22 protein-coding genes and 1 riboswitch are annotated in these 26,224 nt (G+C 73.2%); of the genes, 10 read left to right on the top strand and 12 right to left on the bottom strand.

Translation table 11 applies throughout. The features are described from left to right. Window positions 1-134 precede the first annotated feature (134 nt). On the top strand, window positions 135-1,130 hold the full coding sequence (locus GT045_RS27030) for an aldo/keto reductase (protein ID WP_161335129.1): 996 nt from the start codon (window positions 135-137) through the stop codon (window positions 1,128-1,130). Between the two features lie 206 nt (window positions 1,131-1,336). Here GT045_RS27030 and thpR read toward each other — a convergent pair whose 3' ends face one another. Next, complete coding sequence (gene thpR / locus GT045_RS27025; RefSeq protein ID WP_161335130.1) at window positions 1,337-1,909, bottom strand: RNA 2',3'-cyclic phosphodiesterase; 573 nt, start codon at window positions 1,907-1,909, stop codon at window positions 1,337-1,339. A gap of 41 nt (window positions 1,910-1,950) precedes the next feature. Between thpR and GT045_RS27020 the strand changes: the two genes are divergently transcribed. Next, window positions 1,951-2,565: a GNAT family N-acetyltransferase gene (locus GT045_RS27020; RefSeq protein WP_237538904.1), complete on the top strand. Its 615-nt coding sequence runs from the start codon at window positions 1,951-1,953 to the stop codon at window positions 2,563-2,565. Between the two features lie 5 nt (window positions 2,566-2,570). Then, on the top strand, window positions 2,571-3,365 hold the full coding sequence (locus GT045_RS27015; RefSeq protein WP_161333840.1) for an alpha/beta fold hydrolase: 795 nt from the start codon (window positions 2,571-2,573) through the stop codon (window positions 3,363-3,365). Window positions 3,366-3,531: 166 nt separating this feature from the next. Here GT045_RS27015 and GT045_RS27010 read toward each other — a convergent pair whose 3' ends face one another. Both GT045_RS27010 and GT045_RS27005 read right to left on the bottom strand, forming a co-directional pair. After that, window positions 3,532-3,780, bottom strand: a complete 249-nt coding sequence (locus GT045_RS27010) for a hypothetical protein (protein WP_161333841.1) — start codon at window positions 3,778-3,780, stop codon at window positions 3,532-3,534. Next, a complete protein-coding gene (locus GT045_RS27005) occupies window positions 3,777-4,073 on the bottom strand; it encodes a hypothetical protein (RefSeq protein WP_161291899.1) in 297 nt (98 codons plus the stop codon). The genes GT045_RS27010 and GT045_RS27005 overlap by 4 nt, the downstream gene beginning before the upstream one ends. Window positions 4,074-4,564: 491 nt before the next feature. Here GT045_RS27005 and GT045_RS27000 point away from each other — a divergent pair, with 491 nt between their 5' ends. Both GT045_RS27000 and GT045_RS26995 read left to right on the top strand, forming a co-directional pair. After that, the gene (locus GT045_RS27000; RefSeq protein WP_237538475.1) at window positions 4,565-5,518 is read left to right on the top strand and encodes a helix-turn-helix transcriptional regulator; all 954 of its coding nucleotides are present in this window, start codon (window positions 4,565-4,567) and stop codon (window positions 5,516-5,518) included. An 86-nt stretch (window positions 5,519-5,604) separates the two neighbouring features. Then, the gene (locus tag GT045_RS26995; protein ID WP_161291895.1) at window positions 5,605-6,015 is read left to right on the top strand and encodes a DUF3224 domain-containing protein; all 411 of its coding nucleotides are present in this window, start codon (window positions 5,605-5,607) and stop codon (window positions 6,013-6,015) included. A gap of 219 nt (window positions 6,016-6,234) precedes the next feature. On the opposite strand, the gene GT045_RS26990 is transcribed toward GT045_RS26995, so the two are convergent. The 4 genes from GT045_RS26990 to tsaD all read right to left on the bottom strand — a co-directional run bounded on the left by GT045_RS26990 (window position 6,235) and on the right by tsaD (window position 11,369). After that, on the bottom strand, window positions 6,235-6,654 hold the full coding sequence (locus GT045_RS26990) for a TOBE domain-containing protein (protein WP_161291893.1): 420 nt from the start codon (window positions 6,652-6,654) through the stop codon (window positions 6,235-6,237). A gap of 394 nt (window positions 6,655-7,048) precedes the next feature. Then, on the bottom strand, window positions 7,049-7,381 hold the full coding sequence (locus GT045_RS26985) for an antibiotic biosynthesis monooxygenase family protein (protein ID WP_161291891.1): 333 nt from the start codon (window positions 7,379-7,381) through the stop codon (window positions 7,049-7,051). A gap of 240 nt (window positions 7,382-7,621) precedes the next feature. After that, a complete protein-coding gene (gene alaS, locus GT045_RS26980) occupies window positions 7,622-10,273 on the bottom strand; it encodes an alanine--tRNA ligase (RefSeq protein ID WP_161333842.1) in 2,652 nt (883 codons plus the stop codon). Window positions 10,274-10,289: 16 nt separating this feature from the next. Then, the gene (gene tsaD, locus GT045_RS26975; protein ID WP_161292547.1) at window positions 10,290-11,369 is read right to left on the bottom strand and encodes a tRNA (adenosine(37)-N6)-threonylcarbamoyltransferase complex transferase subunit TsaD; all 1,080 of its coding nucleotides are present in this window, start codon (window positions 11,367-11,369) and stop codon (window positions 10,290-10,292) included. 142 nt (window positions 11,370-11,511) lie between these two features. Between tsaD and cbiE the strand changes: the two genes are divergently transcribed. The 3 genes from cbiE (at window position 11,512) to GT045_RS26960 (ending at window position 14,460) form a co-directional block, all read left to right on the top strand. Further along, window positions 11,512-12,774, top strand: a complete 1,263-nt coding sequence (gene cbiE / locus GT045_RS26970; protein WP_161333843.1) for a precorrin-6y C5,15-methyltransferase (decarboxylating) subunit CbiE — start codon at window positions 11,512-11,514, stop codon at window positions 12,772-12,774. Further along, complete coding sequence (gene cobM / locus GT045_RS26965; protein ID WP_161288921.1) at window positions 12,771-13,520, top strand: precorrin-4 C(11)-methyltransferase; 750 nt, start codon at window positions 12,771-12,773, stop codon at window positions 13,518-13,520. The genes cbiE and cobM overlap by 4 nt, the downstream gene beginning before the upstream one ends. Window positions 13,521-13,662: 142 nt before the next feature. Next, complete coding sequence (locus GT045_RS26960; RefSeq protein WP_161333844.1) at window positions 13,663-14,460, top strand: cobalt-precorrin-6A reductase; 798 nt, start codon at window positions 13,663-13,665, stop codon at window positions 14,458-14,460. A 116-nt stretch (window positions 14,461-14,576) separates the two neighbouring features. Here the strand turns inward: GT045_RS26960 and GT045_RS26955 are convergent, their stop codons facing one another. From GT045_RS26955 to GT045_RS26945, 3 genes are read right to left on the bottom strand one after another with little or no spacing between them, the layout of a single operon-like run. Then, a complete protein-coding gene (locus GT045_RS26955; RefSeq protein ID WP_161333845.1) occupies window positions 14,577-16,064 on the bottom strand; it encodes a precorrin-2 C(20)-methyltransferase in 1,488 nt (495 codons plus the stop codon). Next, complete coding sequence (locus GT045_RS26950; RefSeq protein ID WP_202515832.1) at window positions 16,061-16,732, bottom strand: precorrin-8X methylmutase; 672 nt, start codon at window positions 16,730-16,732, stop codon at window positions 16,061-16,063. The genes GT045_RS26955 and GT045_RS26950 overlap by 4 nt, the downstream gene beginning before the upstream one ends. Further along, window positions 16,729-17,997 carry a cobalamin biosynthesis protein CobG gene (locus GT045_RS26945; protein WP_202527592.1) on the bottom strand — a complete coding sequence of 423 codons (1,269 nt, stop codon included), beginning with the start codon at window positions 17,995-17,997 and terminating at the stop codon, window positions 16,729-16,731. The genes GT045_RS26950 and GT045_RS26945 overlap by 4 nt, the downstream gene beginning before the upstream one ends. A 116-nt stretch (window positions 17,998-18,113) precedes the next feature. Then, window positions 18,114-18,188, top strand: a riboswitch (cobalamin riboswitch). Window positions 18,189-18,273: 85 nt separating this feature from the next. On the opposite strand from GT045_RS26945, the gene cobN reads away from it, so the two are divergent. Further along, window positions 18,274-21,900: a cobaltochelatase subunit CobN gene (cobN, locus tag GT045_RS26940; protein WP_161333847.1), complete on the top strand. Its 3,627-nt coding sequence runs from the start codon at window positions 18,274-18,276 to the stop codon at window positions 21,898-21,900. A gap of 333 nt (window positions 21,901-22,233) precedes the next feature. Here cobN and GT045_RS26935 read toward each other — a convergent pair whose 3' ends face one another. Further along, the gene (locus GT045_RS26935) at window positions 22,234-22,905 is read right to left on the bottom strand and encodes an alpha/beta hydrolase (RefSeq protein ID WP_161333848.1); all 672 of its coding nucleotides are present in this window, start codon (window positions 22,903-22,905) and stop codon (window positions 22,234-22,236) included. 292 nt (window positions 22,906-23,197) lie between these two features. Continuing rightward, on the bottom strand, window positions 23,198-23,350 hold the full coding sequence (locus GT045_RS39095) for a hypothetical protein (RefSeq protein ID WP_202527594.1): 153 nt from the start codon (window positions 23,348-23,350) through the stop codon (window positions 23,198-23,200). A 477-nt stretch (window positions 23,351-23,827) separates the two neighbouring features. On the opposite strand from GT045_RS39095, the gene GT045_RS26925 reads away from it, so the two are divergent. After that, window positions 23,828-26,224: RICIN domain-containing protein (locus tag GT045_RS26925; protein ID WP_202527596.1), on the top strand; the 2,397-nt coding region annotated here is incomplete at its 3' end.

Raw genomic sequence — 26,224 nt, 5'->3', positions numbered from 1 at the left:
GGATCTCCGTGGGTGAAGGAGCGGCGTCCGGTGCGTGCGCTCGGCCCCCGCGTCCGGAGCCGGGCAGGGCGCGCTCGCGGCGCCGGGCCGGGAGCGCTTGCCTGGAGCGCACTCCAAGCCGTTGGCTGGTGACCATGGAGTACACGCAGCTCGGACGCACGGGACTCAAGGTCAGCCGGCTCGTCCTCGGGACGATGAACTTCGGCCCGCAGACCGACGAGGCCGACAGTCACGCGATCATGGACGCGGCGCTGGCCGCGGGCATCAACTTCTTCGACACCGCCAACGTGTACGGCTGGGGCGAGAACAAGGGCCGGACCGAGTCGATCATCGGCGACTGGTTCGCCCAGGGCGGCGGGCGGCGCGACAAGGTCGTCATCGCCACCAAGGTGTACGGCAACATGTCCGCCGACGGCACACCCGCCTGGCCCAACAGCGACAAGCTCTCCGCGCTGAACATCCGGCGCGCGGTGGACGCCAGCCTGAAGCGGCTGCGGACGGACCACATCGACCTGTACCAGTTCCACCACGTCGACCGGGACACCCCGTTCGAGGAGATCTGGCAGGCGATCGACGTCCTCGTCCAGCAGGGCAAGATCCTCTACGCCGGCTCCTCCAACTTCCCCGGCTACAAGATCGCCCAGGCCAACGAGACCGCGGCGCGCCGCGGCGGCACCATCGGCCTGGTCAGCGAGCAGTGCCTGTACAACCTCGCCGAGCGCCGCGCCGAGATGGAGGTCATCCCGGCCGCGCGGGAGTACGGCCTCGGTGTCATCCCGTGGTCCCCGCTGCACGGCGGTCTGCTGGGCGGGATCATCAGGAAGGAGGTCCAGGGCGGTCGCCGTGCCTCGGGCCGGGCCGCCGACACCCTGAACGACGCGACGGCCCGCGCGCGCATCCAGGCGTACGAGGACCTGCTCGACAAGCACGGTCTGGAGCCCGGCGAGGTGGCACTGGCCTGGCTGCTGACCCGTCCCGGCGTGACCGGCCCGATCGTCGGCCCGCGCACCGCCGGACAGCTGGAGTCGGCGCTCAGGGCCGTGGAGCTGGAGCTGAGCGAGGAGCTGCTGACCGGCCTGGACGAGATCTTCCCCGGCCCGGGGCCGTCCCCGGAGGCGTTCGCCTGGTAGGCGCCCCGCAGAGTGCGGGGCCGCACCGACGTGCGGCCCCGCCGGGCGGGCGTGGCCGGGCGCGGACGGCTCGCGGCCGAACGGCGACCGCGCGCCCGCCGCTCCCGGCTCAGCGCATCGCTGAGGCCACGGCCACCACGACGAACAGCAACACAAGCGCACCGGCCATGATCCGGTTCCGGGTTTTCGGGTCCACGTATTCGAGACTAACCGCCCGCGCCGAGTGCCCAGCGGGCGACCACCTCGTAGCGCGGCTGTTCCCCGGGCACCCCGGACGCCGGCAGACGGCTGCGCACCAGCGCCACGTCGGCGACGCTCCAGCTCCGGCCGGCGAACTCGTGGAGCAGGCCGACGCAGGGCCGCACGTCCACCGCGTCCCGGCTGCGGGCCAGCGTCAAGTGGGCCTGGTAGCGCCGGTGTTCGCCCATCGGCACACCGGCCTTGCGCGCCGCCGCCTCGGCCCGGTCGGCCAGCAGCCGCAGCTCCTCCACGTCCCCCCGGGCGCCCGCCCACAGCACGCTTCCCCGGCCGAACTGGCCGCCGCCCGCGACGGCGAGCGTGAACGGTGCGGTACGCCGTGCCGCGCGGGCCAGGCGGTCCGACAGGCCGGGGACCAGGTCGTCGGCGACCTCGCCGTAGAAGGCGAGGGTGAAGTGCCAGCCGGGGCGGCCGGTCCAGCGCAGCCGGTCCGCGCCCGGCAGCTGCCTCAACCGGGCGACCTCCGCGGCGAGTTCGTCCGCGATGTCCTCCGGGGGCAGTACGGCGGCGAAGAGTCTCATGGACCTCACGATCCCAGACCCCGGACGGGCATGATGGGGCGATGACGATCACCATTCGTGAAGGCGGCCCCGACGACCTGCCCGCCGTGCTCGGCATGCTCGACAGCAGCGTGGAGTGGCTGGTCTCACAGGGGCGCACCGTCCAGTGGGGCACCGAGCCGCTGTCGCGGCACGAGAAGACGGTGGCGGCGGTCGTCCGGGCCATGGGCGAGGGCACGACGTACATCGCCGAGGTCGACGGCGTGCCCGCCGCCACGCTCACCCTCACCGACGGGCCCGGCTCCTACCTGTCACACCTTCCGGCGCCCGGGGAGGCCGAGCGGTACGTCCACTGGCTCGCCTCCGACCGCCGCTTCAAGGGGCGGGGCGCGGGCCGTGCGCTGCTGGAGCACGCCGCCCGGGTGACCCGGGAGGCCGGTGTGGGCCTGCTGCGCGTGGACTGCTACGCGGCCGGGGTGATCGAGGCCGTGGCCACCGTGGTGCAGATGAGGGAGGGGTTCGTCCACGCCAACGTCAACCTGGAACGGCCACTGGACACAGGGGCGCGGCTCGTCGGGGCGGCGGCGCGGCCGGCCGCCATCGGCCACGCGATGTCCAACGGGTTCGGTTTCGGGGGCTTCAACACCAGCGTCGTCTTCGGGCGCACGGGACAGTGACGGGGATGCTGAGCACACACGACGGTACGGTGCCGGGGAGCGGCTGGCTGGGCGGCGACGCGGGGGTGAGCGCGGGCCCGGCCGCCCCGCGGCTGTTCTGCTTCGCCCACGCGGGCGGTGGCGCGAGCGCCTACCGGCCCTGGCGGCTCTCGCTGGCACCGGACGTCGACGTGCGTCCGGTGGTCCTCCCCGGCCGGGAGTCCCGCATACGCGAACTCCCCTACCGCAGGGTGGAGCAGATCATCGATCCGCTGTGCGAGGCGCTGGAGCCGTATCTGGACCGCCCCTACGCCGTGTTCGGGCACAGTCTCGGCTCGATCCTCGCCTACGAGGTGGCCCGCCGCTTCACCGGCCTGGCAGGCCGCGAGCCGGGACTGCTGATCGTGTCCGGACGCCGGGCCGCCCGGCTGCCCGCGCGGCGGCGGCCGTACTCGACGCTGTCCGACGACGAGTTCCTCGGCGCCGTGGGCGCCCTCGGCGGGACCCCGTCCGAACTGCTGGAGGAAGGGCAGTTGCTGCGGCTGATCCTGCCCACGCTGCGGGCCGACTTCGAACTCAACGAGACGTACCGCGTCCTGCCCGGCCCCCGGCTGCGCTGTCCGGTCGCCGCGTACATGGGGACGGCCGATCCCGAGGTCGACCGCGCCGGCCTGCTGGCCTGGGGGGAGGAGACCGCGGGGGAGTTCACCATGCGGGTGTTCGCCGGCGGCCACTTCTATCTCAAGGACGACGCCGACGGCGTTCGGTCCGCGCTGCGGCAGGATCTGGCACGGGTCATGCGCTCGGAATTCACACGGTGAAAACGATCGTGCCGCGATTCCCGATGCCACAGGGCCGCGGCGACTTGTCGACGGGTGCGGACGGAATGAATTCCGGGGGACGGTGTGGGCGGTGGATACAGATGTGAAGCACAGGCGATCTTGACGCCGGGCCATCGAAATCACCTGGATATGTCGGGGACATTGTTCACGTAATCATGTACGCACCGTCGCCGGTCGACGGGGAAACGCCGGATTCGCACTCGCGTAACACCACCCGGATTCCTTCGTACCGGGAAGGTGACGCGCCCGAGTGCGACAGGGCACTCGGGCGCATGGTTTCGGCCTTCTGGATCTCCGGCACCCGGGAGGACGGGCGGTCAAAAGGCCGGCCGGGTGCCGCCTCGCCTTCCCCGCCATTCGGAAGATCCGATTCGACATCGCTGCCGTTGATCATCCGGCGCTTTCCCCGCCGTCGTGCAGCGCGGCGACGAAGGCTTCCCACCCGGCCAGTTGCCTGGTGGCCGCCAGAGCGCGGCGGCAGACCTCCTCGGCCACCGCGCAGGCCCTGTCCTGGCTGTCCACAGCGCAGAAGAACACCAGGTCAGCCTGGTTTCCCAGGCAGCGCACCGTGATGTGCTCCAAGGCGTCGACGTCCGTGGACGCGGTTCGCAGCCACGTGGCGAGGGTGGCAGGGTCGAGTTTTCGCCAGGCGGCCCGGCCGCTGGGCCGCAGAGTCGCGACGGACATGTGCACCTGCTGCCCCGGCCTCAATCGCCGTGGACAGGCGAAAAAGGCTTCACCTCTCCCCGGGGCCGGCCGAGCACGGAACGGGCGAAATCCCAGTTGAGATTGTCTTCACGGCAAGCGGTCGACCGCGCCGAACTCCCGGGCGCCGCCGGCGCCATTTCGGGAGCGGCGGAGAAAAAGCCCCGGACGGACACGGCCGCGGCGACGGCACGGTTGGCACAGTGTGCAGTGGAATTCACGAAATTCCCCCGGACATGACGTGGTCGACGGGCTGCCCGACCGCCGGGCCGGGCTTGTGGCCGACAGTCTGTACCCGGGCACTGAGTGAACGGCAGGGGTTTGGCTGGCAGCAAGATGCCCTTGGCCGCTCGGTGCCACACGGATTTCACCGACGTTATCAGGAGGGTGGAGTGAACGCTGCTCGTAGGGCATGATGACAGCGTCGCTGGGACGGGGGGACGAAGATGCTGGAGTCCTTGGGGCTGGATGCAATGGCTGAGGCCGTCTACCGCACGATGCTCACCGACCATCGCTGGGGGATACGCGAGCTGACGCAGCGACTGGGCATGTCGGAACAGACGCTCCGGGAGGCACTGGACCGGCTTGCCGACCTGAAACTGCTGATCGAATCCGCCGGGCCGGGAGTGGTCATCCCGGTCCGCCCGAGGCTGGGACTGCAGTCACTCCTGCGCCGCCGGGAGGAGGAACTGCGGCGGCACCAGGAGGAGTTCGAACGATGTCAGGCGGCCATCACGACCGTGCTGGACGAGTACGACGCCCTCTACCACGGCGGCAGCCGGTGCGCGGTGGAGGAACTCGTCGGCATGGAGGCGATCCAGTCCCGCATCAAGGAGCTGGCCGGCCGGGCCACCAACGAATGCCTCACCTTCAATCCGGGCGGTGCGCAGTCGGCCGAGAGCCTGGAGGCGAGCAAACCCCTCGACCAGGCGGTCATCTCACGTGGCGTCAACATGCGCACCGTCTATCTGGACAGTGTCCGCAACGACGCGGCGACCCACGACTACGCGGCCTGGCTCACCAGCCTGGGCGGTCAGGTGCGGACGCTCCCGGCACTTCCGCTACGGATGCTGCTGATCGACCGGAGCGTGGCACTGGTGCCGGTCAATCCGGAGAACACCCGCGAGGGCGCCATCCAGATCACCAGCCCCGGCGTCATGGCCGCCCTGGTGGCGCTGTTCGATTCCGTGTGGGACAGGGCGACACCCCTGGGAGCCTGCCCCGAGCGGGACGACGAGGGGCTCACCCGCCAGGAACGCGAACTGCTGCGCCTGCTCGCCGACGGCTGCACCGACGCGTCCGCGGCGTTACGGCTCGGACTGTCACTGCGTACGGTGCGCCGCATGATGGCCGAGCTGATGGAACGCCTGGGCGCACGCGGCAGGTTCGCGGCCGGCCTGGAGGCGGGCCGGCGCGGCTGGATCTGAACACCCGTCAGCACGACGCGCCAGGCGCCGGACCCGCCGCGGCCGGAAGCCGCCCCTGGCGGCCCGCCGGGCCGTACGATCGGGACATGCGAGCTTCAGGAACATTCAAGGTCGCCGACTTCTCCGCGGCCACGGTGGACGGCCCTGCGGTGCGGACCGGACTGCCGGTCGGAGTCGCCACGATGGAGAAGCAGTACGAGGGCGACGTCGTGGGACGCTCCGCCACGGTGTTCACCGCCGCCTTCGACCAGGCCACGGGCAAGGGCACGTACGTCGCGATGGAGTCGTTCGAAGGGACGCTGCTCGGGCAGACGGGCACCTTCAACTTCGCGCACTCCGCGACGACGCTCGGAGAGGACCGGGGGAACGAGTTCTTCGTCATCGTGCCCGGGAGCGGAACCGGCGCGCTGGCGGGCGTCACCGGCACGGGCGGCATCGCGGTGGACGAGGACGGTACCCACCGGATCTGGTTCGACTACGAACTGACGGGCCGGTAGCCGCGCGAGCGGTACGCCCTCGTCCCCGACGGACTTGCCGAGCGTGTGCGCCGAGAGCCTGACGGGGCGGTGGGTCGTCGTGCGCGCGAGGCGGGCGGGGTCTTCTTCCGTGCGCGGTAGGCGGCGGCCCGGGCCTGCCCCGGCGTCCCCTCGTCATGCCGTCCGGCCGGTGCGAGCTGCGGCGTCACCGCGTCCCTGGACGAAGGGGGAGGGGCGACGTCATACGGTCGCGAGGGACACCTCGGTCGACTTGATCAGCGCGACGACGGGCGAACCGGCCGTCAGTCCGAGTTCGGTGACCGCGTCCCTGGTGATCGCGGCGGTGAGTTCGCCGCCCGCGACCGAGACCTTGACGGTGGCCATCGCCTCGCCGGTGGCCACGTCGCTGACCGTGCCGGGCAGCTGGTTGCGGATGGACAGCCCCTCCACGCGGCCGGTCGCGAGCGCGACCTCGGTAGACTTCATCATGGCCCGCACGGCCGAGCCCTCGGCGAGCCCGAGATCCTTGACCGCCTCCAGGGTGATCGCCGCGGTGAGGTCCTGGCCGCTGTCGAGGCGCACCCTCACCGTCGCCATCGCCTCCCCGGGCGTGACGGCGGTGACGGTGCCGGGAATCTGGTTGCGGATGCTCAAGCCCATGACGGACCGCCTCACGGTGAAGGTGAACGACAGAGAAGTGGGGACGACTCTGCGAGCCGGACTCGTCACCGGCTGTGGATCACAACCTAGCCCGTCAGGCGGCCCGCCATGTGAGCCCCGTCGCAGCCGCCACCCGTGACACCGTCCGACCCTGGCAAATCGGAAGATCCGCGAGACGGGCGCACGCTTTCCGACGGCACCCCGCCACGGCACCCCGCTGCGGAGCCTCACGCGCCGGCCCGGTACGGCATCCCGCCGCGGCGCCCCGGTCGGCCTGGGCGCCGCTGCCGCCGGGTCCCGGAGGTCCGTGTCGTCGACCGCGGGCGGGGTCTCGGCGGGGTTCCACGAGGGGCCGTCCGCCCTCCGGGGCCGGGGTCCTACCGGGGCCGTGGGCCTACCGGGGGTGGACCGACGAGACCCGGAAGAGGCGGGGCTGGACGTCCGTCGCGATCTTCGCCGCCTGCTCCATGTGGACGCGTGCCTCGGGGTTGGCGAGCATCGCGCGGTAGTGCTCCTCCGTCTCCCACTGGGCGTAGTTGAGCACGCGTTCGCCGTCGAGGGAGGCGTGGAAGTTGGCGCAGATGAAGCCGGGCTGGTGCTTCATCGTCTCCTCCGTGGCGCGGGCGAGCAGCTCGATCAGCTCGTCCTGGCGGTCGGGTGACACCGCGAAGACGTTGATGAGGGTGGCCACGGGACGCGTCGTGTCGACCTGAACGGTAACAGTCATGGGGTTCTTTCTCCCCTTACCCGGTTCGGACTTGTCGCCCGTGGCCGCTCATTCGCCCGATCGGCGGCGGGCCCGCGTGGCGGGCCGGGGCGAAGCGCCCTCGGAAACCCGCCCCGCCACAGACCGGGCCGCGAAGAAGAAGACCGGGCCGCGCGGGCGCGCGGTCCGGACGCCCGGCCGCTCAGCCCAGCGTGCCGGACGAGCCGCCGGACCCGGACCACGTCGGCGCGCGGTCCTGGCTCAGCGGTCGGCGAGAGCCCCTGGCACGGACCGCAGGACGTCGCGCAGCCGGTCGGCGGACAGGCCGCCGCCCTGGGCCAGTTCCGCCGTTCCGCCGCCCCTTCCGTTGAGTAGCTGCCTGACGAGGCGCGCCGCGTCCAGCCCGGATCCGGCCGCGGCCGGATTGACGGTGGCCACCAGGACCCCCTTGCCCCCGGACTCGGCGCCGACGGCCACGACACCGGGACGCCCGGCGGGCAGCAGTTCGCGGACCGCGGTGGCCAGCGCCCTGGCGGCGTCCGCGTCACCGTCCGTCGCCGCGGTGACCAGCAGCACCCCGTCCGTGTCCCGGGCGCCGTCCACGAGGGAGGCGGCACGGGCGCGCGTGGCCGCCTGACGCAGCCGCTGGTTCTCCCGGTCGGCCGCCTTCAGCCGCTCCAGCAGCACGGTGATGCGGTCGGGGATCTCGGCACGCGGTGCCTGCACCTGCTCGGCGATGCGGGCGACCAGATCACGCTCACGGGCCAGATGGCCGAAGCCCTCGAAGCCGACGGCGGCCTCCAGCCGGCGCATTCCGGCGCCGACCGACGACTCCGAGGTCAGCGCCACCACTCCGATCTGCGAGGCGTGTTCGACATGCGTGCCGCCGCACAGCTCCCGGGACCAGGCGCCGCCGATCTCGACGACGCGCACCCGCTCGCCGTAGGTCTCGTCGAAGAGGGCGAGGGCGCCCAGTTCCCTGGCCTCCGCGAGGGGCATCCAGCGCACGTCCACCGGGAGGTCGCGGCGCAGCGCCCGGTTGGCGGCGTCCTCGATCTCGGTACGTGCCGTCGCGGAGAGGGCGCCGCGCCAGGGAAAGTCGAGGCGGAGGTGGCCCGGGCGGTTGTAGGAGCCGGACTGCAGGGCGGTGGGGCCGAGGACCTGGCGCAGGGCGGCGTGCAGCACATGGGTGCCGGAGTGGGCCTGGCGGGCGCCGAGCCGCCACTGCGGGTCCACGCTCGCCGTCACCTCGTCGCCCACGGCGAGCTCGCCGGCCGTCACCCGCACCTGGTGGACCACCAGCCCGGGCAGCGGGCGCTGCACGTCCAGCACGTCGGCCTCCACCGACGCCCCGGACAGCCGGCCGGCGTCGCTTTCCTGGCCGCCGGACTCGGCGTAGAACGGGGTGCGGTCCAGGACCACGGTGACGATCTCCCCCTCACGTGCCACCGTGACCACTCCGGCGGCCGTCCGCAGTGCGAGGACGCGGGAGTGCGTGGTCAGGGAGTCCCAGGCCCGCCAGTCGGTCGGGCCGTGCTCGTCCAGAACGGCGCGCAGCGCGCCGGTGTCGGCGCCGCCCGCCTTGCGGGCGCGGGCGTCGGCACGGGCGCGTTCGCGCTGCTCGCGCATCAGCGCCGCGAAGCCCTCGCGGTCGACCTCCACGCCCTGTTCGGCCGCCATCTCCAGGGTGAGGTCGACGGGGAAGCCGTAGGTGTCGTGCAGCAGGAACGCCTGTGCGCCGGGCAGCACGCGGCCGCCGTCCGACCGCACCCGGGCCACGGCCGAGTCCAGGACGGCCGTGCCCTGGCGCAGCGTCGCGCGGAACGCGTCCTCCTCGCCCGCCGCCCGGTCCACGATGCGCTCGTACCCCTCGGCGACCTCCGGGTGACCGGGCGCCATGCAGTCGCGGGCCACGGCCAGCAGCTCGGGCAGCGCCGGGTCCTGGTGGCCGAGCTGACGCATGGAGCGCACCGCCCGGCGCAGGATGCGGCGCAGGACGTGGCCCCGGCCCTCGTTGCCCGGGGAGGTGCCGTCGGCGAGCAGCATCAGGGCGGTGCGCACGTGGTCGGCGACCACCCTCAGGCGCACGTCGGCCTCGGCGTCCGCGCCGTAGCGGACCCCGGCGAGGGCGGCGGCCCGGTCGAGGACCGGGCGGGTCTCGTCGGTCTCGTAGAGGTTGTCGACCCCCTGGAGCAGGGTGGCCATGCGCTCCAGGCCCATGCCGGTGTCGATGTTGCGACGGGGGAGTTCACCGAGGACCGGGTAGCCGGACCTGCCGGGGCCCGCGCCGCGCTCGTACTGCATGAAGACGAGGTTCCAGAACTCCATGTAGCGGTCCTCGTCCACCGCCGGGCCGCCCGCGCGGCCGAGGGCCGGCCCGCGGTCGTAGTACAGCTCCGAGCAGGGTCCGCAGGGACCGGGCACGCCCATGGACCAGAAGTTGTCCTCGTCGCCGCGTGCCACGATCCGCTCGTCGGGCAGGCCGGCGACGCGCCGCCACAGGGCGCGGGTCTCGTCGTCCGAGTGGTGCACGGTCACCCAGATCCGGTCCGGGTCGAGTCCGTAGCCGCCGTCGTCGGCCGCTGTGGTCGACAGCTCCCAGGCGAGGGTGACGGCCTCCTCCTTGAAGTAGTCGCCGAAGGAGAAGTTGCCGCTCATCTGGAAGAACGAGCCGTGCCGGGTGGTGCGGCCGACCTCCTCGATGTCCAGGGTGCGCACACACTTCTGCACGCTCGTCGCCCGCGGCCAGGGGGCCGGGGCCTCGCCGGTCAGGTAGGGCTTGAAGGGGACCATGCCCGCGTTGACGAACAGCAGTGTCGGGTCGGGCGTGGGCAGCGGGGCGCTGGGGACGACGGTGTGGCCGCGCTCGGCGAAGAAGTCGAGGAAGCGGCGGCGGATCTCGGCGGTGCGCACGGTGGGCTCCAGGTGACTACAGGGGCTGGACGGTGAGGGTTCGGGCGGCGTGGCGGGCCGCTCCCGCCGTGCCGGGGTGCAGGGCCGCGTACTCCAGCGGGGCCGACGGGTCCACCGACACGTCCAGGGGGGCCGGTTCGGCTCCGGCCCGCACCAGCAGGTCGCCGACGGCCGCGATCATCGCGCCGTTGTCCGTGCACAGCCGCAGCGGCGGCACGCGCAGTTCGACGCCGGCCGCCCGGCAGCGCTCCTCGGCGAGGGAGCGGACCCGGGAGTTCGCGGCGACCCCGCCGACGACGACCAGGGTGCCGACGCCGTGCTCGGCGCAGGCGGCCACCGCCTTGCGGGTCAGCACGTCGGCGACCGCCTCCTGCAGCGAGGCGGCCCCGTCGGCCACCGGAAGTTCGCGGCCCGCGTGCGACTCCGCCCAGCGGGCGGCGGCCGTCTTCAGCCCGGAGAAGGAGAAGTCGTAGGAGCCGGGCAGCGGGCGGGGGAAGGCGACCGCGCGCGGGTTCCCCTCGCGCGCGGTCCGGTCGATCGCCGGGCCGCCGGGGTACGGCAGCCCGAAGACCCGGGCGACCTTGTCGAAGCACTCCCCGGCCGCGTCGTCCAGGGTGTCGCCGAGGTGCAGGATCGGGTCGCGGGCCAGGTCCCGGACGAGGAGCAGGGAGGTGTGGCCGCCGGAGACGATCAGCACCACGCACGGGTCGGGCAGCGGGCCGTGCGCGAGGGTGTCGGCCGCCACGTGCCCGGCGAGGTGGTGGACGCCGTACAGCGGGACGCCCAGCGCGTAGGCGATGCCCTTCGCCCCGGCGAGGCCCACCTGGAGGGCGCCCGACAGGCCCGGCCCCGTGGTGACGGCGACCGCGCCGATGTCGGACAGCGCCAGTCCCGCCTGGCCGAGTGCCTGCCGGACCACCGGGCGCAGGGCGTGCAGATGGGCGCGGGAGGCGATCTCCGGGACCACCCCGCCGTAGCGGGCGTGCTCGTCCATGCTCGACGCCACCGCGTGGCCGAGAAGCCGGCCGTCCCGGACGAGTCCCGCTCCGGTCTCGTCGCACGACGACTCGATCCCGAGCACGATCGGAGAAACCATGCCTACCCTTCCTGCAAGATTTAAGCTATTGCAACCAGTGTGCAATAAGGGGGGGTCCGGAGGTGAACCCGGGTCGGGTGTGCGGATGATCGCCCAGTAGAGTGCGGCACTGCCGGCCCCCTGAACCCCGAGGTAGCGCGCAGTGACCCCCGCCCGACCAGAACCGCCCATCCCCGTGTCCGTCGTCGGGATCGGGGCCGACGGATGGGAGGGCCTGCCCGAGCCCTCCCGGACGGAGCTGCGCGAGGCCGACGTCCTCATCGGCGGCCCACGCCAGCTGGACCTGCTGCCGCCCGCGTGCGCCGGCGAGCGGATCGCCTGGCCGTCACCCCTGCGCCCCGCCGTCCCGCGGCTGCTCGCCGCCCACGCCGGCCGCCGCATCGCCGTCCTCGCCAGCGGCGACCCGATGTTCTACGGCATCGGCCGCGCCCTCGCCGAAGAGGCCGGCGCCCTGCGGGTGCTGCCGCACCCCTCCTCGGTGTCCTACGCCGCCGCGCGCCTCGGCTGGCCGCTGGAGGACGTCGAGGTCGTGACGCTCGTCGGCCGCCCGGCCGCCCGTCTGGCCGCCGCCCTGCACGAGGGCCGGCGCCTCCTCGTGCTGAGCGCCGGCGCCGCCACCCCCGGCGAGGTCGCCGCGCTCCTGCGCGACCGCGGCTTCGGTCCGAGCCGGATGCGGGTCCTGGAGCAGCTCGGCGGCGACCGGGAACGCACGGGGGCCGAAACTACCGCCGACGCGTGGGTCCAGGCACCGCCGCCCGGCGATCCGCTCAACATCGTGGCCGTCGAATGCCGCCGCGCACCGCAGGCCCGGCGGCTCGGCGCCGTGCCCGGCCTGCCCGACGACGCCTACGAGCACGACGGCCAGCTGACCAAGAGGCACATCCGCGCCGCCACGCTCGGCGTGCTCGCCCCCGCACCCGGCGAACTGCTGTGGGACGTCGGCGGCGGGTCGGGGTCCATCGCCATCGAGTGGATGCGCACCCACCCCTCCTGCCGTGCCGTCACCGTCGAACGCGACCCGGTGCGCGCCGCACGCATCACCCGCAACGCCGAACGCCTCGGCGTGCCCGGCCTCGGGGTCGTCACCGGAGCCGCCCCCGACGCCCTGGCCCAACTCCCCGTCCCCGACGCCGTGTTCGTGGGCGGCGGGCTCACGGCGCCCGGACTCCTCGACGCCTGCTGGGCGGCGCTGCCCCCCGGCGGACGGCTGGTCGCGAACACCGTGACGCTGGAGTCCGAGGCGCTGCTCGCCGCCGCCTGCCGCCGCCACGGCGGCGAGCTGGTACGGCTCGCGGTGGCCCACGCCGTGCCCGTGGGCGGCTTCACCGGCTGGCGCCAGGCCATGCCCGTCACACAGTGGTCCGTGACCAAGACCGCAGACCTCCCCTCTGGAGCGGACAGATGACCGTGTACTTCATCGGCGCCGGCCCCGGTGCCGCCGACCTGATCACCGTGCGCGGCGCCCGGACGCTCGGCGCCTGCCAGGTCTGCCTGTACGCGGGCAGTCTCGTCCCGCGCGAACTGCTGGCCGAGTGCCCGCCGGACGCAAGGCTGGTGGACACCGCCCAGCTGAACCTGGACGAGATCACCGCCGAGCTGGTCCGCGCCCACGAGGAGGGCCACGACGTCGCCCGGCTGCACTCGGGAGACCCCTCCGTGTTCAGCGCGGTCGCCGAACAGATGCGCAGGCTGGACGCGGCGGGCGTGCCGTACGAGGTGGTTCCCGGCGTGCCCGCCTTCGCCGCCGCCGCCGCTGCCCTGAAGCGTGAGCTGACCGTGCCGACCGTCGGTCAGACCGTCATCCTCACCCGCGTCGCCCACCGCGCCACCGCCATGCCCGAGGGCGAGGACCTGGCGACCCTCGGCCGCAGCGGCGCGCTGATCGTGCTGCACCTGGCCGCGCGGTACGTGGACCGCGTGGTCGGCGAACTCCGCCCGCACTACGGCGCCGACTGCCCCGCCGCCGTCGTCGCCTACGCGTCGCGCCCGGAGGAGCTGATCATCCGCGGCACCCTGGACGAGATCGCCGGGAAGGTGAAGGACGCCGGGGTGCTGCGCACCGCCGTGATCATGGTGGGACGGACGCTGGGCGCGGAGCAGTTCCGCGACAGCCACCTGTACTCGGCCGACCGGGAGCGGCATTCCTGCTGATCACCCGCCGGGGGCCGCCGGGCCTCCGGCGGCCGGGCCGGTCCCACCGGCGGACCCGTGCACCGCGCCGAACCGGCCGAGCGCCTCCGCCCGCCGTGCCCGACCGCTCGCGCCCTCTTCTTCCGAAGGGATCCCACTTCCCGTGCACCTACTGATCCTCGGCGGCACCACGGAGGCCCGCCGACTCGCCGAACTGCTGCACGGCACCCCCGGCCTGGAGGTGACCAGTTCCCTCGCCGGACGTGTCGCCAGCCCCCGGCTGCCGCCGGGCGGCACGCGCGTCGGCGGCTTCGGCGGGGCGGAGGGACTCACGGCGTGGCTGCGTGAGCACGGGGCCGACGCGGTGGTGGACGCCACCCACCCCTTCGCCGGGACGATCAGTTTCCACGCGGCCCGGGCCGCCGCGACCGCCCGGGTCCCCCTGCTCGCCCTGCGCCGCCCCGGCTGGACCCCCGTCGAGGGCGACCGCTGGCACGAGGCCGGCTCGCTGGAGGAGGCGGCCCGCCTGCTGCCCGCACTGGGCCGCCGGGTGTTCCTCACCACCGGACGCACGGGCCTGGCCGCCTTCGCGGACCTGGAACAGCTGTGGTTCCTCGTGCGGTCCGTGGACGCCCCCGAGCCCCCGCACCCGGCCGCCATGGAGGTACTGCTCGACCGAGGTCCCTTCACCCTGGACGGCGAACGCGGGCTGCTGCGCCGCCACCGCATCGACGTCGTGGTCACGAAGGACAGCGGCGGAGCGGCCACGGCACCGAAACTGGCGGCCGCCCGGGAGGCCGGCGTACCCGTCGTCGTGGTCCGCAGACCCCCGGTGCCCACGGGCGTGCCCGTGGTGCCCGGCCCCGAGGACGCGGCCGGCTGGGTCCTGGAGCGTCTGGAGCGCCAGGAGGGTCTGGAGCGCCTGGAGCGCCTGGAGCGCAACCCTCTCGCGGCCGATTGACGGAAAACCTGGCAGGGCCTTGGCCACGGCCCTGTTCCGGTCCCGCCGCGGTGCTGTTCAGGTCCTGCCGCGGTGCCGGCCGCACGGTACGGCACGGCACGGCACCGCGGCCGGTCTCACCCCTCCGGATACCGGCGCGGCGTCCAGACGATCTCCTCGCCGTCCCCCCGCCGTACCACCCGCGTCTGCGAGGAGCCGACCAGCAGGATCGTGCGCATGTCGACCTCGGCCGGATCCAGCTCGCCCAGCGCCACGATCCGCACGCTCTCCGCCGCACCGCCCACGTCCCGGGCGACCACCACCGGAGTCTGCGGCGCCCGGTACTCCAGCAGCAGTTCCATGGCCTTGCCCACCTGCCAGGTGCGGCTGCGCGAACCGGGGTTGTACAGGGCGAGCACCAGATCCGCCGAGGCCGCCGCGCGCAGCCGTTCGGCGATCACCTCCCACGGCTTGAGCCGGTCGGACAGGGAGAGGGTGGCGTAGTCGTGGCCGAGGGGAGCGCCGGCCCGCGCGGCGGCCGCGTTGGCGGCGGTCACCCCCGGCAGCACCCGCACCGGCACGTCCGCGTACTCCGGCTGGGAGGCGGCCTCCAGGACGGCGGTGGCCATGGCGAAGACACCGGGGTCACCGCCCGACACGACCGCCACCCGCCGCCCCCGCAGGGCCAGTTGCAGCGCGAACTCGGCGCGCTCGGCCTCGACCCGGTTGTCCGAGCCGTGCCGGACCTGCCCCGGCCGCTCCGGCACCCGGTCGAGGTAGGTGGTGTAGCCGACCAGGTCGTCGGCGGCGGCCAGCGCGCCCCGGGTCTCGGGCGTCAGCCACAGCGGACCGGCCGGGCCCGTACCGACCACGACCACGTCGCCGCGCTCGCGCACGGCCGGTTCGGCGTCCACCTGACTGGGCAGGACGGCCACCGCGAAGTAGGGCACGGAGTCCGGGTCCACGTCGGCCAGTTCGGCGACCCGCTCCCCGCCCATGGTGGCCCGCTCCACGTACCGCGCCTCGGCCAGGCGCCCCGCACCCTCCAGCGCGCGGCGCACCTTGGGGAACGTACGGCCCAGCTTCATCACCACCGCCGCGTCCGTCGCGGCGAGCCGCGCGGTCAGCTCCTCCTCCGGCAGGGTCCCCGGCAGGATGGTCAGCACCTCCTCGCCCTCGGCGAGCGGTGCGCCCAGGCGGGCCGCGGCGGCCGACACGGAGGTGACACCCGGGACGACCTCGGTGTCGTAGCGGCCGGCGAGCCGCTTGTGCATGTGCATGTAGGAGCCGTAGAAGAGCGGATCGCCCTCGGCGAGCACGGCGACGGTCCGGCCGGCGTCCAGGTGGGCCGCCAGCCGGGCCGCCGCCTCGGCGTAGAACTCCTCCATGGCGCCCCGGTAGCCACCGGGGTGGTCGGTGGTCTCCGTCGTGACGGGGTAGACCAGGGGTTCCTCGATGTGGTCGGCACGCAGGTGCTTCGCCGCGATCGACCGGGCGATCGACCGGCCGTGCCGGGCACTGTGGTAGGCGATCACGTCCGCCCCGGCGATGACCTCGACCGCCCGCACGGTCATCAAAGAGGGGTCGCCCGGCCCGAGGCCCACCCCGTACAGCTTGCCGCTCACTCTTCCTCGCTCGCGATCGCGTTGAGCGCGGCGGCCGCGATGGCACTGCCACCGCGCCGGCCCCGCACCACCAGATGGTCCAGCCCCGACGGATGCGCGGCCAGGGCGTCCTTGGACTCGGCCGCGCCGATGAAGCCGACCGGCACACCGATGACGGCGGCGGGCCGCGGAGCGCCCTCCTCGATCATCTCCAGCAGCCGGAACAGGGCCGTGGGCGCGTTGCCGACGGCGACCACCGCGCCCTCCAGCCGGTCGCGCCACAGCTCCAGCGCGGCGGCGCTGCGCGTGGTGCCCAGCTCCGCGGCCAGTCGCGGCACGGCCGGGTCGGACAGCGTGCAGAGCACCTCGTTGCCGGCGGGCAGCCGCTTGCGGGTCACACCGCTGGCCACCATCTGCACGTCACACAGGATCGGTGCCCCGGCGCGCAGGGCCGCACGGGCCCGGGCGACGACCGCCGGCGTGTACGACAGGTCCCGGACGAGGTCGACCATGCCGCAGGCGTGGATCATGCGCACCGCGACCTGGCTGACATCGGCGGGCAGACCGTCGAGGTCCGCTTCCGCGCGGATCGTGGCGAAGGACTGGCGGTATATCTCCGCTCCGTCCTTCTCGTAGACGTGGGGGGTCATGATGTTCTTCTCGTCGCTCTCGGTCGTCCTGCGGCTCATGAGGTGATCGCCGCCAGGGCGGCGGGTATCCCGGAGGGGTCTGCTGCGAAGGCGGTGCGCGGTCTCCGCCCGGCCGGCGCGGCGGTCAGGTGGTATCCGCCACCCGGCGCCGCGACCACGTCGACATGGCCGGACCGCGGGTGCCCGCACCGCCGTTCGCACCCGGACCAGTACAGGGGGACGCCCGGATCGCCGGCGGCGTCGAGCGTGCGGGCCGCGTCCCCGCGGACGTCGGCGTGCGATCTGGCGCAGCCGGGCCGGCCGATGCAGGCGCCGACGTGGAGCCAGGGTGACCCGGGGTCGGTGACCAGGCCGGCCGCGCCGAGACGGGCGAGCGCGCCGGCCCGCTCCGCGGCCGTGCCGGCCGTGGGCAGGACCACCCCCCGCCAGGGGGTCAGCCGCAGCTCGCCGGCGGCGACGTGCGTCAGCTCGTCCCACTGGTGGGCCGAGAGCCGTCCCAGCGGGATGTGCACGGACACGGCGTCGCCGACGATCCCCGGGGGCGGCCCGTCCGCGCAGCCGGCCGGCTCGGGGTGGTCCTCGTGGCCGATGCCCTCGGCGCGCAGCCGGTCACGGACCAGGCGGCCCAGCTCGCTCCCGGACAGGCCCAGATCGGACATCCGCCAGGCTCGCCGTCCACCGGACCGGGCCGCCTCCAGGAACGCCCCGGCAGCCGCCGACGCCGCCCGGGGCGCGTCCTCGGCACTCACCCGCACCGAGCCGGGAGCCAGCCACGCGCCCCCGTCCGGGACCGCCCGGACCAGGACGTCGGCGCCGAGGCCGGACATGTCCCCGCGCCCGTCGTCCAGAGCGAACAGGAACCGGCCGGAGAGACCCACCGCGTCCCGGCTCGCGCACAGGGCGGCGTCCAGGGCCGTCAGCCAGGGCCGTACGTCCCGCAGGCCGTCGGCGTCGAGACCGGACAGGGGGGAGGCGACGATGTTGCGCACCCGCTCGTGCTCCCGCGAAGGCAGCAGGCCGGCCGCGTCCAGCAGCTCAGCGAGCTCGGCACCGCAGCCCTCCGGCAGCCCGCGCAGCTGCACGTTGCCACGGGAGGTCAGATGCAGGTCACCGTCGCCCAGCCGCCGGGCCGCGACCGCGAGCGCCCGTGCCTGGCCGGTGGACAGCACACCCCCGGGGAGCCGGACACGGGCCAGCGCCCCGTCGTCCGCCGCGTGCAGGCGCAGGGCTCCCGGGCAGGCGTCACCGCGGCCCCGTGCGGCCGGTGTGGCCTGGGGTGACGGAGGAGGAACGGCCGCTGACATGGCGGTGAGCATACCTATGATCACTGCGACTGTATGTCCCGCACATCCACCGGGGCCCCCTACTATGCTCCGGAGTGGATCACCCGGTCCACGAACCGCCACGACGGCGAAAAGGGGAGGAAGCCGGTGCGATTCCGGCGCGGTCCCGCCACTGTCAACCCGTTCCCGAGGGACGGGTGAGCCAGGAACTCCCTTTCCCCACAACCGGCTTGCGCCGAGGGGGAGAACCATCCCACACCGCCCGGGGCGCGGACCCCGAGGAAGGCCAGGCATCGTATGCCCACTCCGCCCGGGGAGCGTGCTCCGCACGCCCGCGAGATCCTGCTCCTGTCGACCTCCGACACCGACCTGCTCAGCGCCCGCGCGGCCGGCGGCCCGGTCTCCTACCGGTTCGCCAACCCCTCCCGGCTCCCCCTGGACGACCTGCCGGCCCTCCTCGACGGCGTCGGCCTGGTGGTCGTCCGCCTCCTCGGCGGCATCCGCGCCTGGCAGGACGGCCTCGACCTGCTGCTCGCCGACGGCCGTCCGGTGGTCGTCCTCACCGGTGAGCAGGCGCCCGACGCCCAGCTGATGGCCGCCTCCACCGTCCCGGTCGGCCTCGCCGCCGAGGCCCACGCCTACCTCGCCCACGGCGGCCCCGCCAACCTGGAACACCTCGCCCGGTTCCTCTCGGACACCGTCCTGCTCACCGGCCACGGCTTCGACGCGCCCGCGCCCGCCCCCACCTGGGGCCCGCTGGAGCGCGCGGCCCGGCCCGCCGACGGCCCCACCGTCGCCGTGCTCTACTACCGCGCCCACCACATGAGCGGCAACACCGCCTTCGTGCACGCCCTGTGCGACGCCGTGGAGGACGCGGGCGCCCGGCCGCTGCCCCTGTACGTCGCCTCCCTGCGCGCCCCCGAGCCGGAGCTGATCGACACCCTGCGCACCGCGGACGTGATCGTCACCACAGTGCTGGCCGCGGGCGGCACCAGGCCCGCCGAGGCGTCGGCGGGCGGCGACGACGAGTCCTGGGACGCCGGCGCGCTCACCGCCCTCGACGTGCCCATCCTCCAGGCCCTGTGCCTGACCGGCTCCCGCACGGCCTGGGAGGAGAACGACGAGGGCGTCTCCCCGCTCGACGCGGCCAGCCAGATCGCCGTCCCCGAGTTCGACGGCCGCCTGATCACCGTCCCGTTCTCCTTCAAGGAGATCGACGCCGACGGCCTGCCCGCCTACGTCGCCGACCCCGAGCGCGCCGCCCGCGTCGCCGGGATCGCCGTACGGCACGCACGGCTGCGCCACATACCGGCCGCCGACAAACGCCTCGCCCTGGTGCTGTCCGCCTACCCCACCAAGCACTCCCGCATCGGCAACGCGGTCGGCCTGGACACCCCCGCCAGCGCCGTCGCCCTGCTGCGCCGACTGCGCGAGGAGGGCTACGACTTCGGGGACGCCGACATCCCCGGCCTGGTCTCCGGCGACGGCGACGAGCTGATCCGCGCGCTCATCGAGGCGGGCGGCCACGACCAGGACTGGCTCACCGAGGAACAGCTGGCCCGCAACCCGGTCCGCATCCCGGCCGCCGACTACCGCCGCTGGTTCGCCACCCTCCCCGAGGAGCTGCGCACCGCGGTGGAGGAGCACTGGGGCCCGGCACCGGGCGAGATGTTCGTCGACCGCAGCCGCGACGAGGAGGGCGACATCGTCCTCGCGGCCCTGCGCTTCGGCAACCTGCTCGTCCTCATCCAGCCCCCGCGCGGCTTCGGCGAGAACCCCATCGCCATCTACCACGACCCCGACCTGCCGCCCTCCCACCACTACCTGGCCGCCTACCGCTGGATCGGCTCCCCGGTCTCCGACGGCGGCTTCGGCGCCGACGCGATGATCCACCTCGGCAAGCACGGCAACCTGGAGTGGCTGCCCGGCAAGAACGCCGGCCTGTCCGCCGCCTGCGGCCCCGACGCCGCCCTCGGCGACCTCCCGCTGATCTACCCCTTCCTGGTCAACGACCCCGGCGAGGGCACCCAGGCCAAGCGCCGCGTCCACGCCACCCTCGTGGACCACCTCGTCCCGCCCATGGCCCGCGCCGACTCCTACGGCGACATCGCGCGCCTGGAGCAACTCCTGGACGAGTACGCCCAGATCTCCTCCATGGACCCGGCGAAGCTCCCCGCCATCCGCGCCCAGATCTGGACCCTCATCCAGGCCGCCCGCCTCGACCACGACCTCGGCCTGGACGACCGCCCGGACGACGACGGCTTCGACGACTTCCTGCTGCACGTCGACGGCTGGCTGTGCGAGGTCAAGGACGCCCAGATCCGCGACGGCCTGCACGTCCTCGGCAACCCGCCCGCCGGCGCCGACCGCGTCAACCTCGTCCTCGCCATCCTGCGCGCCCGCCAGATCTGGGGCGGCGCCCAGGCCCTGCCCGGCCTGCGCGAGGCCCTCGGCCTGGACGAGTCCGCCGCGACCCGCACCACCGCCGACGAGGCGGAGGAGCGCGCCCGCGCCCTGGTGCAGGCGATGGAGGACGCGGACTGGGACCCGGCCGCCGTGCCCACCGAGCACGGTGAACAGGTCGCCGCCATCCTGGAGTTCGCCGCCCGCGAGGTCGTCCCCCGGCTCGCCGCCACCACCGCCGAGATCGACCACGCGGTCCACGCGCTGGCCGGCGGCTTCGTCCCGGCGGGACCGTCGGGATCACCCCTGCGCGGCCTGGTCAACGTGCTGCCGACCGGCCGCAACTTCTACTCCGTCGACCCCAAGGCCGTCCCCTCCCGGCTCGCCTGGGAGACCGGCCAGGCCCTCGCCGACTCCCTCCTGGAGCGTTACCGCGCCGACAACGGCGACTGGCCCACCTCCGTGGGCCTGTCCCTGTGGGGCACGAGCGCCATGCGCACCGCCGGCGACGACGTCGCCGAGGCCCTCGCCCTGCTCGGCGTCCGCCCGGTCTGGGACGACGCCTCCCGCCGCGTGACCGGCCTGGAGCCCATCCCGTACGAGGAGCTGGGCCGCCCGCGCATCGACGTCACCCTGCGCATCTCCGGCTTCTTCCGCGACGCCTTCCCGCACACCATCGGCCTGCTGGACGACGCCGTGCGGCTGGCGGCCTCGCTGGACGAGCCGGCCGAGACCAACCACGTCCGCACCCACGTCCAGGCGGACCTCGCGGCACACGGTGACGAACGACGGGCCACCACCCGCATCTTCGGCTCCCGCCCCGGCACGTACGGCGCCGGCCTGCTCCAGCTCATCGACTCCCGCGACTGGCGCACCGACGCCGACCTCGCCGAGGTCTACACCGTCTGGGGCGGCTACGCCTACGGCCGGGAACTCGACGGCCGCCCGGCCCGCGAGGAGATGGAGACGGCGTACAAGCGCATCGCGGTCGCGGCGAAGAACACCGACACCCGCGAGCACGACATCGCCGACTCCGACGACTACTTCCAGTACCACGGCGGCATGGTGGCCACCGTCCGGGCCCTGCGCGGCACGGCTCCCGAGGCGTACATCGGCGACTCCACCCGGCCCGAGACGGTCCGCACCCGCACGCTCGTCGAGGAGACCTCGCGTGTCTTCCGCGCGCGCGTCGTCAACCCCAAGTGGATCGAGGCGATGCGCCGCCACGGCTACAAGGGCGCCTTCGAACTCGCCGCCACGGTGGACTACCTGTTCGGCTATGACGCCACGACCGGTGTGATCGCCGACTGGATGTACGACAAGCTGACCGAGACGTACGTCCTGGACCCGGCCAACCGCGAGTTCCTCCAGCAGGCCAACCCCTGGGCGCTGCACGGCATCGCGGAGCGGCTGCTGGAGGCGGAGTCGCGGGGGATGTGGGAGAAGCCGGACCCGGCGGTGCTGGCGGAACTGCGGCAGGTGTACCTGGAGACCGAGGGGAACCTCGAAGGCGACGGCTGACCGCCCCGCTTGTTCGGCGGCCCCGCGCGGCAAGGGCTGGATCCCTCCTGCGCGGGGCACCGCCACGCCCGCGACGACGCCCGCCAAGGCGCGAGACCGGCAGGGTGTTCCCCCGCAGCCCGGGCTGCCGTACCGGTCCGCGAGGAACTCGGTGACGGGATCCGACGCACGCCGGCGTACCTCGCGAGCGGCTCCGGCGCTGGGCAGCAAGGGCACGACAGGCCCGCCGGCTCTTCCGCCGCGTCGGTGTCCATGGCCGCGCGAGGAACCTCGACGCCGTCACTGCCAGTTGAACGACACGGCAGATAAGGACGTCAGCGCACCGCGTCGGGGCTATTCGCCCAGCAGAAGGATCTCCAGGAACTCCTGCGGGGCATCCCTCCAGACGTCATGGCCGCTGTCCAGGGTGTGGACGCGCCAGACCGGGTCGTCGGCCAGCCGGTCGCGGACGGCGGTGAAGGGCGTGCCGTCCCACCCGGACAGGTACACGAAGTCCCGGGTCCTGACGTCACGCAGGCCGCCCGCGTCCAGCCGGATCCGCTGGAGGAAAGAGGCCAGGGGATGTGCGGTGACGCGCGGGTCGCTGCCGGACGGCGGCTGGACCGCGTATCCGTCCGCCGCCGCGCCGTCCAGGAACAGGCTGCGGTAGGCATCGGTGGTCAGGTCCCAACAGGACTGGCCGTCCTCGGGTACGTAGGCGTCGGAGTAGACCAGGCGGCGCACCACGCCGGAAGGGGCACGGTCGGCGGCACCGGTGATCACCATGCCGCCGTAGCTGTGCCCGACGAGAACGGCGTCGGTGACCTCCTCGGTGGCGAGTACGGCGAGCACGTCGTCGATGTGGGTGTCGAGATTGACGTGGGCGGAGGTCAGGTGGGCGCGGTCGCCGACACCGGTGGGGGTGACGGTCAGCGCCCGGTGTCCGGCGGCGCGCAGCCGGTCGGCCAAGCCGGAGAAGTACCAGCCGCCGCGCCAGCCGCCGGGAACCAGAACGAAGGTCGTCATGCAGACGTGAACGATGGCCACATGGCGCTGATTCCTTCACAGGCATGGGTGGTTGGCGCGAGTCCTGCCCGTCCTGACGAAGCTCGACACCACCACTGCCGAAAGACCCGCACGTCGGACACCCGCCCACGACCGGTGCGAGCGTCCTGTACCGACGCCACACCAGCTCCCTGACCAGTCCGCGCCCATGCGCTTGAGATCGAGCCGGTAGTACTTCGCTCTCCTCCAGCACGCCGGCCTCGATGACCTGCTTCCGGCTCCAGGGGAAGACAGGCAGGGCCATGGCGGCCAGTCAGGCCAGGAGGGCGGCGGTCTCCAGCATGGCGCCGGACCGGTCGGTGGGGTGCAGGGCGTACAGCATGACGACGGATAGCTGGTTCGCCGTCACATCTGCTGTTTTCCCAGGCAGCTCCAGGTTCTTCCGCTTGTCATCGCTGCTCGTCACCGGGCCTCCCGGTGTCCGGGGCGCTCTCGTCGAATCCGGGGGTGTCCCTCGGGCTGGCGCGGCGGGATCCTCGTACGCGCAGCCCGCGGTTGTGACTTTGATCTCATGGTGACGGGGAGTGGCCAAGTCGACGATTCGGTAGAGCCACTGACAACGGCATTCACAAGCCACGCACAAGATTCGCACAGTCCTCCCGAAGGGCTGCTCGTTACCCAGAGTAAGGCGCCCTGTCTGTAGAGCCCTTGCCCTGAAAACGATCACCATGCTTATGGTGGCGTCCGCTTCTGGAAGGACCTGACCAGTCCGCTGATTCGGGAGCGTCTGGCGTGTTCGCGGGGGAGCGCCGTTCACCACCTGAGGCCCATGTACGGCCTGACGTTTCCCTCCCGGGGGTGCGCCTGCACAAGTCACCTTCTACAGAGAGGGATACGCGTGTCGCGTAGACCCGAACGGATACGGGGCAAACGCCCCAGATGGATGGCACGGTTGGCGACTCCGGTCGTCCCGCTCGCCTTCCTCGCCCTCCTCGCTCCCGTGGCGGTGCCTGAGGCCCTGGCCGCCGACCGTGCTCCGGACGCCAGCCCGGCCGCCGACTCCTACGACGGGTTCGACGCCAAGGCTGCCGAGCAACTGCGCTTCGACCAGTGTCTGATGGCCGACGGTCTGCGCAGGGGCGGCCCGAATCTGTACGGCCTGGCCGGCACCTCCGCGTCGTTGCCGGCGGACCAGCTGCATCAGAAGGCTGATCGCACCTACGGCACGGGCGCGTACGCACTGGCCTGGCAGAAGGACAGAGACGACACCGACGCCTGGGTGAAGAAGACGCAGGACACCCGTCAGGGCTGGGGCAACGCTGTCATGGGGCTGGAGGACTACCCCGGTTCCCCCGACAACGCGGACTTCTTCGACACGACGGGGCTGCTTCCCTGGCTCTACCAGTCGTACTGGAACAACGTCGACTTGATGTCGCCGTTCTACGACCCGTCGCCGCAGGCGGACGACCAGACGAAGAAGGCCGCCCTCGCCATCGGTGACCCGCAGTACACCAGCGGCGGCACCAGCCAGGAGCAGGAAGCCTGGAAGCTCTGGAAGAAGAACTCCGGCCCCATCGTCCCGAACGAGATCTTCGTGCCGCGGGTCTTCGCCGACGACGCCCGCATCTTCCTCGCCTCCGGTGGCTTCCCCAGAACCGCGCCGGCCCCGGACACCCCGGAGTTCCGCATCGCGGTGGAGGACCTGAAGACCCGGTTCGCGTCATGTTCGTGGCACGACCCGATCGACCCGGACCGGGTGCTCGGCAAGGAGGTGGCGCAGGCGTCCGCCGAATGGCAGCAGGAGATCACCTCCCAGGCCACTCAGCGCAACCAGATCCTCGACGCCAGCAGCACCGCCAACAAGGCACTGCGGGACGGCACGTTCGCGCTGGGCAAGTTGCTGGGACAGTCGTGGATCGCGGACTACTCCACCCGCTGGCTGGACTACTACACCGAAGGCGGCTTCAACTGGATCGGCGACGGTGACCTGGAGATCCAGGTGCCCGGCGCCACCGGCAAGTGTCTGGACGTGGCGGGGGGCGGCAAGACCAACGGCACCCCGGTGCAGGTCTACACCTGTAACGGCGGGGCCGCGCAGAAGTGGCAGCTGTGGGCCACTTACGACGGTGGCCGCACCCTTCGCAACCCGAACTCGGGCAAGTGCCTGGAAGTGCTGAACGGTGCCACCGCCGACGGCACGAAGGTCCAGATCCGTGACTGCGGCAGTGCCAAGGCCCAGCAGTGGAAGTTCGACGTGCGCAGCGCCGGTCCGCTGGTGAACGCGGCGTCCGGCAAGTGCCTGCACCTGCCGACGTTCGACAACAGCAAGGACGCCGTGTCGTCGGCGTGCAACGGCTCCGCGGCGCAGAAGTTCAGGGTCGTCGCCAAGACCCACACCGGCACCGCACCGGCGAAGGCCGACGTGGACAAGGCCAAGGCGGCCGTCGCCGGGGCGCAGACGGAGGCGAAGAAGCAACTTGCCGTGGTCAAGGCGCAGCTGACCATCGCGCAGAAGGCCGCGACCACGTCGGACACGGCGCTGCAGGCCGCCTACGGCATCGCCGATGCGGCGGGTGCCCCGCGTGGCCGGGGTCTGCTGGTGGGTCTGCAGAAGGACCAGGTCACCAAGGGTGCGGCTGCCGCGCTGGCGGCGCTGGAGAAGGCCGGCGAGACGGCGGAGGCCGCCACGCGTGCCGCGGCCGGTGACAGCGCGACGATCGCGCAGCGCGCGATCGCCCAGGCGGCCCAGTCCAAGGCGGAGTTCCGCAAGAAGGCCGCCGAGGCGGCCGAGTTGCAGGCCAAGGCCGCCGCCGACGCCGCCAAGGTGCACCGCGACAACGCCAAGAAGGACAAGGAGACCGCGGAGGCCAAGCTCGCCGTCGCGGTGAAGGCCGAGGCGGACGCGAAGGCGGCCGCCGCCGACGCGCACGCCAAGCGGCTCGCGGCGGAAGCCGAGGAGAAGACGGCCAAGGCGGAGAAGGAGAACGCCGCCGCCAGCCGCGCCGAGGCCGCCGAGCACCGCAAGAACGCCGAAGCGGAGGCGGCCAACGCCAAGGACGCCAAGGACAAGGCCGAAGCAGCCGAGAAGACCGCCGAGAGCAGGCGCGACGACGCGGTCGCGGCCAAGGACCACGCCAAGGAGATGCGCGACGACGCGTGGGACGCCGAACAGAAGGCGGACGCGGCCCGCGCCAAGGCCGACGCGAAGCAGGCATACGCCGACAAGCTGGATGCCGGCGATGCGGCTGACGCGGCCCGTGCCGCGGCGAACGCGGCGGACAAGGCGGCCGACAACGCCGAGGCCGCTGCGGGCAGGGCCCGCACGGAGGCCGACGCCGCC

This window comes from Streptomyces sp. SID486 (assembly GCF_009865385.1).
Taxonomy (GTDB): domain Bacteria; phylum Actinomycetota; class Actinomycetes; order Streptomycetales; family Streptomycetaceae; genus Streptomyces.
The sequence above is the reverse complement of the archived record's forward strand: the minus strand, read 5'-3'. Positions and strand labels throughout refer to the sequence as shown.

Bases quoted from the DNA above. Each gene is read 5' to 3' on its own strand.
- cobN (WP_161333847.1), top strand. From the start codon at position 18,274: ATGCCCACTCCGCCCGGGGAGCGTGCTCCGCACGCCCGCGAGATCCTG.
- GT045_RS26950 (WP_202515832.1), bottom strand. From the start codon at position 16,732: ATGAGCCGCAGGACGACCGAGAGCGACGAGAAGAACATCATGACCCCC.
- GT045_RS27000 (WP_237538475.1), top strand. From the start codon at position 4,565: ATGGCTGAGGCCGTCTACCGCACGATGCTCACCGACCATCGCTGGGGG.
- GT045_RS27015 (WP_161333840.1), top strand. From the start codon at position 2,571: ATGCTGAGCACACACGACGGTACGGTGCCGGGGAGCGGCTGGCTGGGC.
- thpR (WP_161335130.1), bottom strand. From the start codon at position 1,909: ATGAGACTCTTCGCCGCCGTACTGCCCCCGGAGGACATCGCGGACGAA.
- GT045_RS26945 (WP_202527592.1), bottom strand. From the start codon at position 17,997: ATGTCAGCGGCCGTTCCTCCTCCGTCACCCCAGGCCACACCGGCCGCA.
- GT045_RS27020 (WP_237538904.1), top strand. From the start codon at position 1,951: ATGACGATCACCATTCGTGAAGGCGGCCCCGACGACCTGCCCGCCGTG.
- GT045_RS26985 (WP_161291891.1), bottom strand. From the start codon at position 7,381: ATGACTGTTACCGTTCAGGTCGACACGACGCGTCCCGTGGCCACCCTC.
- GT045_RS27030 (WP_161335129.1), top strand. From the start codon at position 135: ATGGAGTACACGCAGCTCGGACGCACGGGACTCAAGGTCAGCCGGCTC.
- GT045_RS26990 (WP_161291893.1), bottom strand. From the start codon at position 6,654: ATGGGCTTGAGCATCCGCAACCAGATTCCCGGCACCGTCACCGCCGTC.
- GT045_RS26935 (WP_161333848.1), bottom strand. From the start codon at position 22,905: ATGACGACCTTCGTTCTGGTTCCCGGCGGCTGGCGCGGCGGCTGGTAC.
- GT045_RS27010 (WP_161333841.1), bottom strand. From the start codon at position 3,780: ATGATCAACGGCAGCGATGTCGAATCGGATCTTCCGAATGGCGGGGAA.
- GT045_RS27005 (WP_161291899.1), bottom strand. From the start codon at position 4,073: ATGTCCGTCGCGACTCTGCGGCCCAGCGGCCGGGCCGCCTGGCGAAAA.
- cobM (WP_161288921.1), top strand. From the start codon at position 12,771: ATGACCGTGTACTTCATCGGCGCCGGCCCCGGTGCCGCCGACCTGATC.
- GT045_RS26995 (WP_161291895.1), top strand. From the start codon at position 5,605: ATGCGAGCTTCAGGAACATTCAAGGTCGCCGACTTCTCCGCGGCCACG.
- tsaD (WP_161292547.1), bottom strand. From the start codon at position 11,369: ATGGTTTCTCCGATCGTGCTCGGGATCGAGTCGTCGTGCGACGAGACC.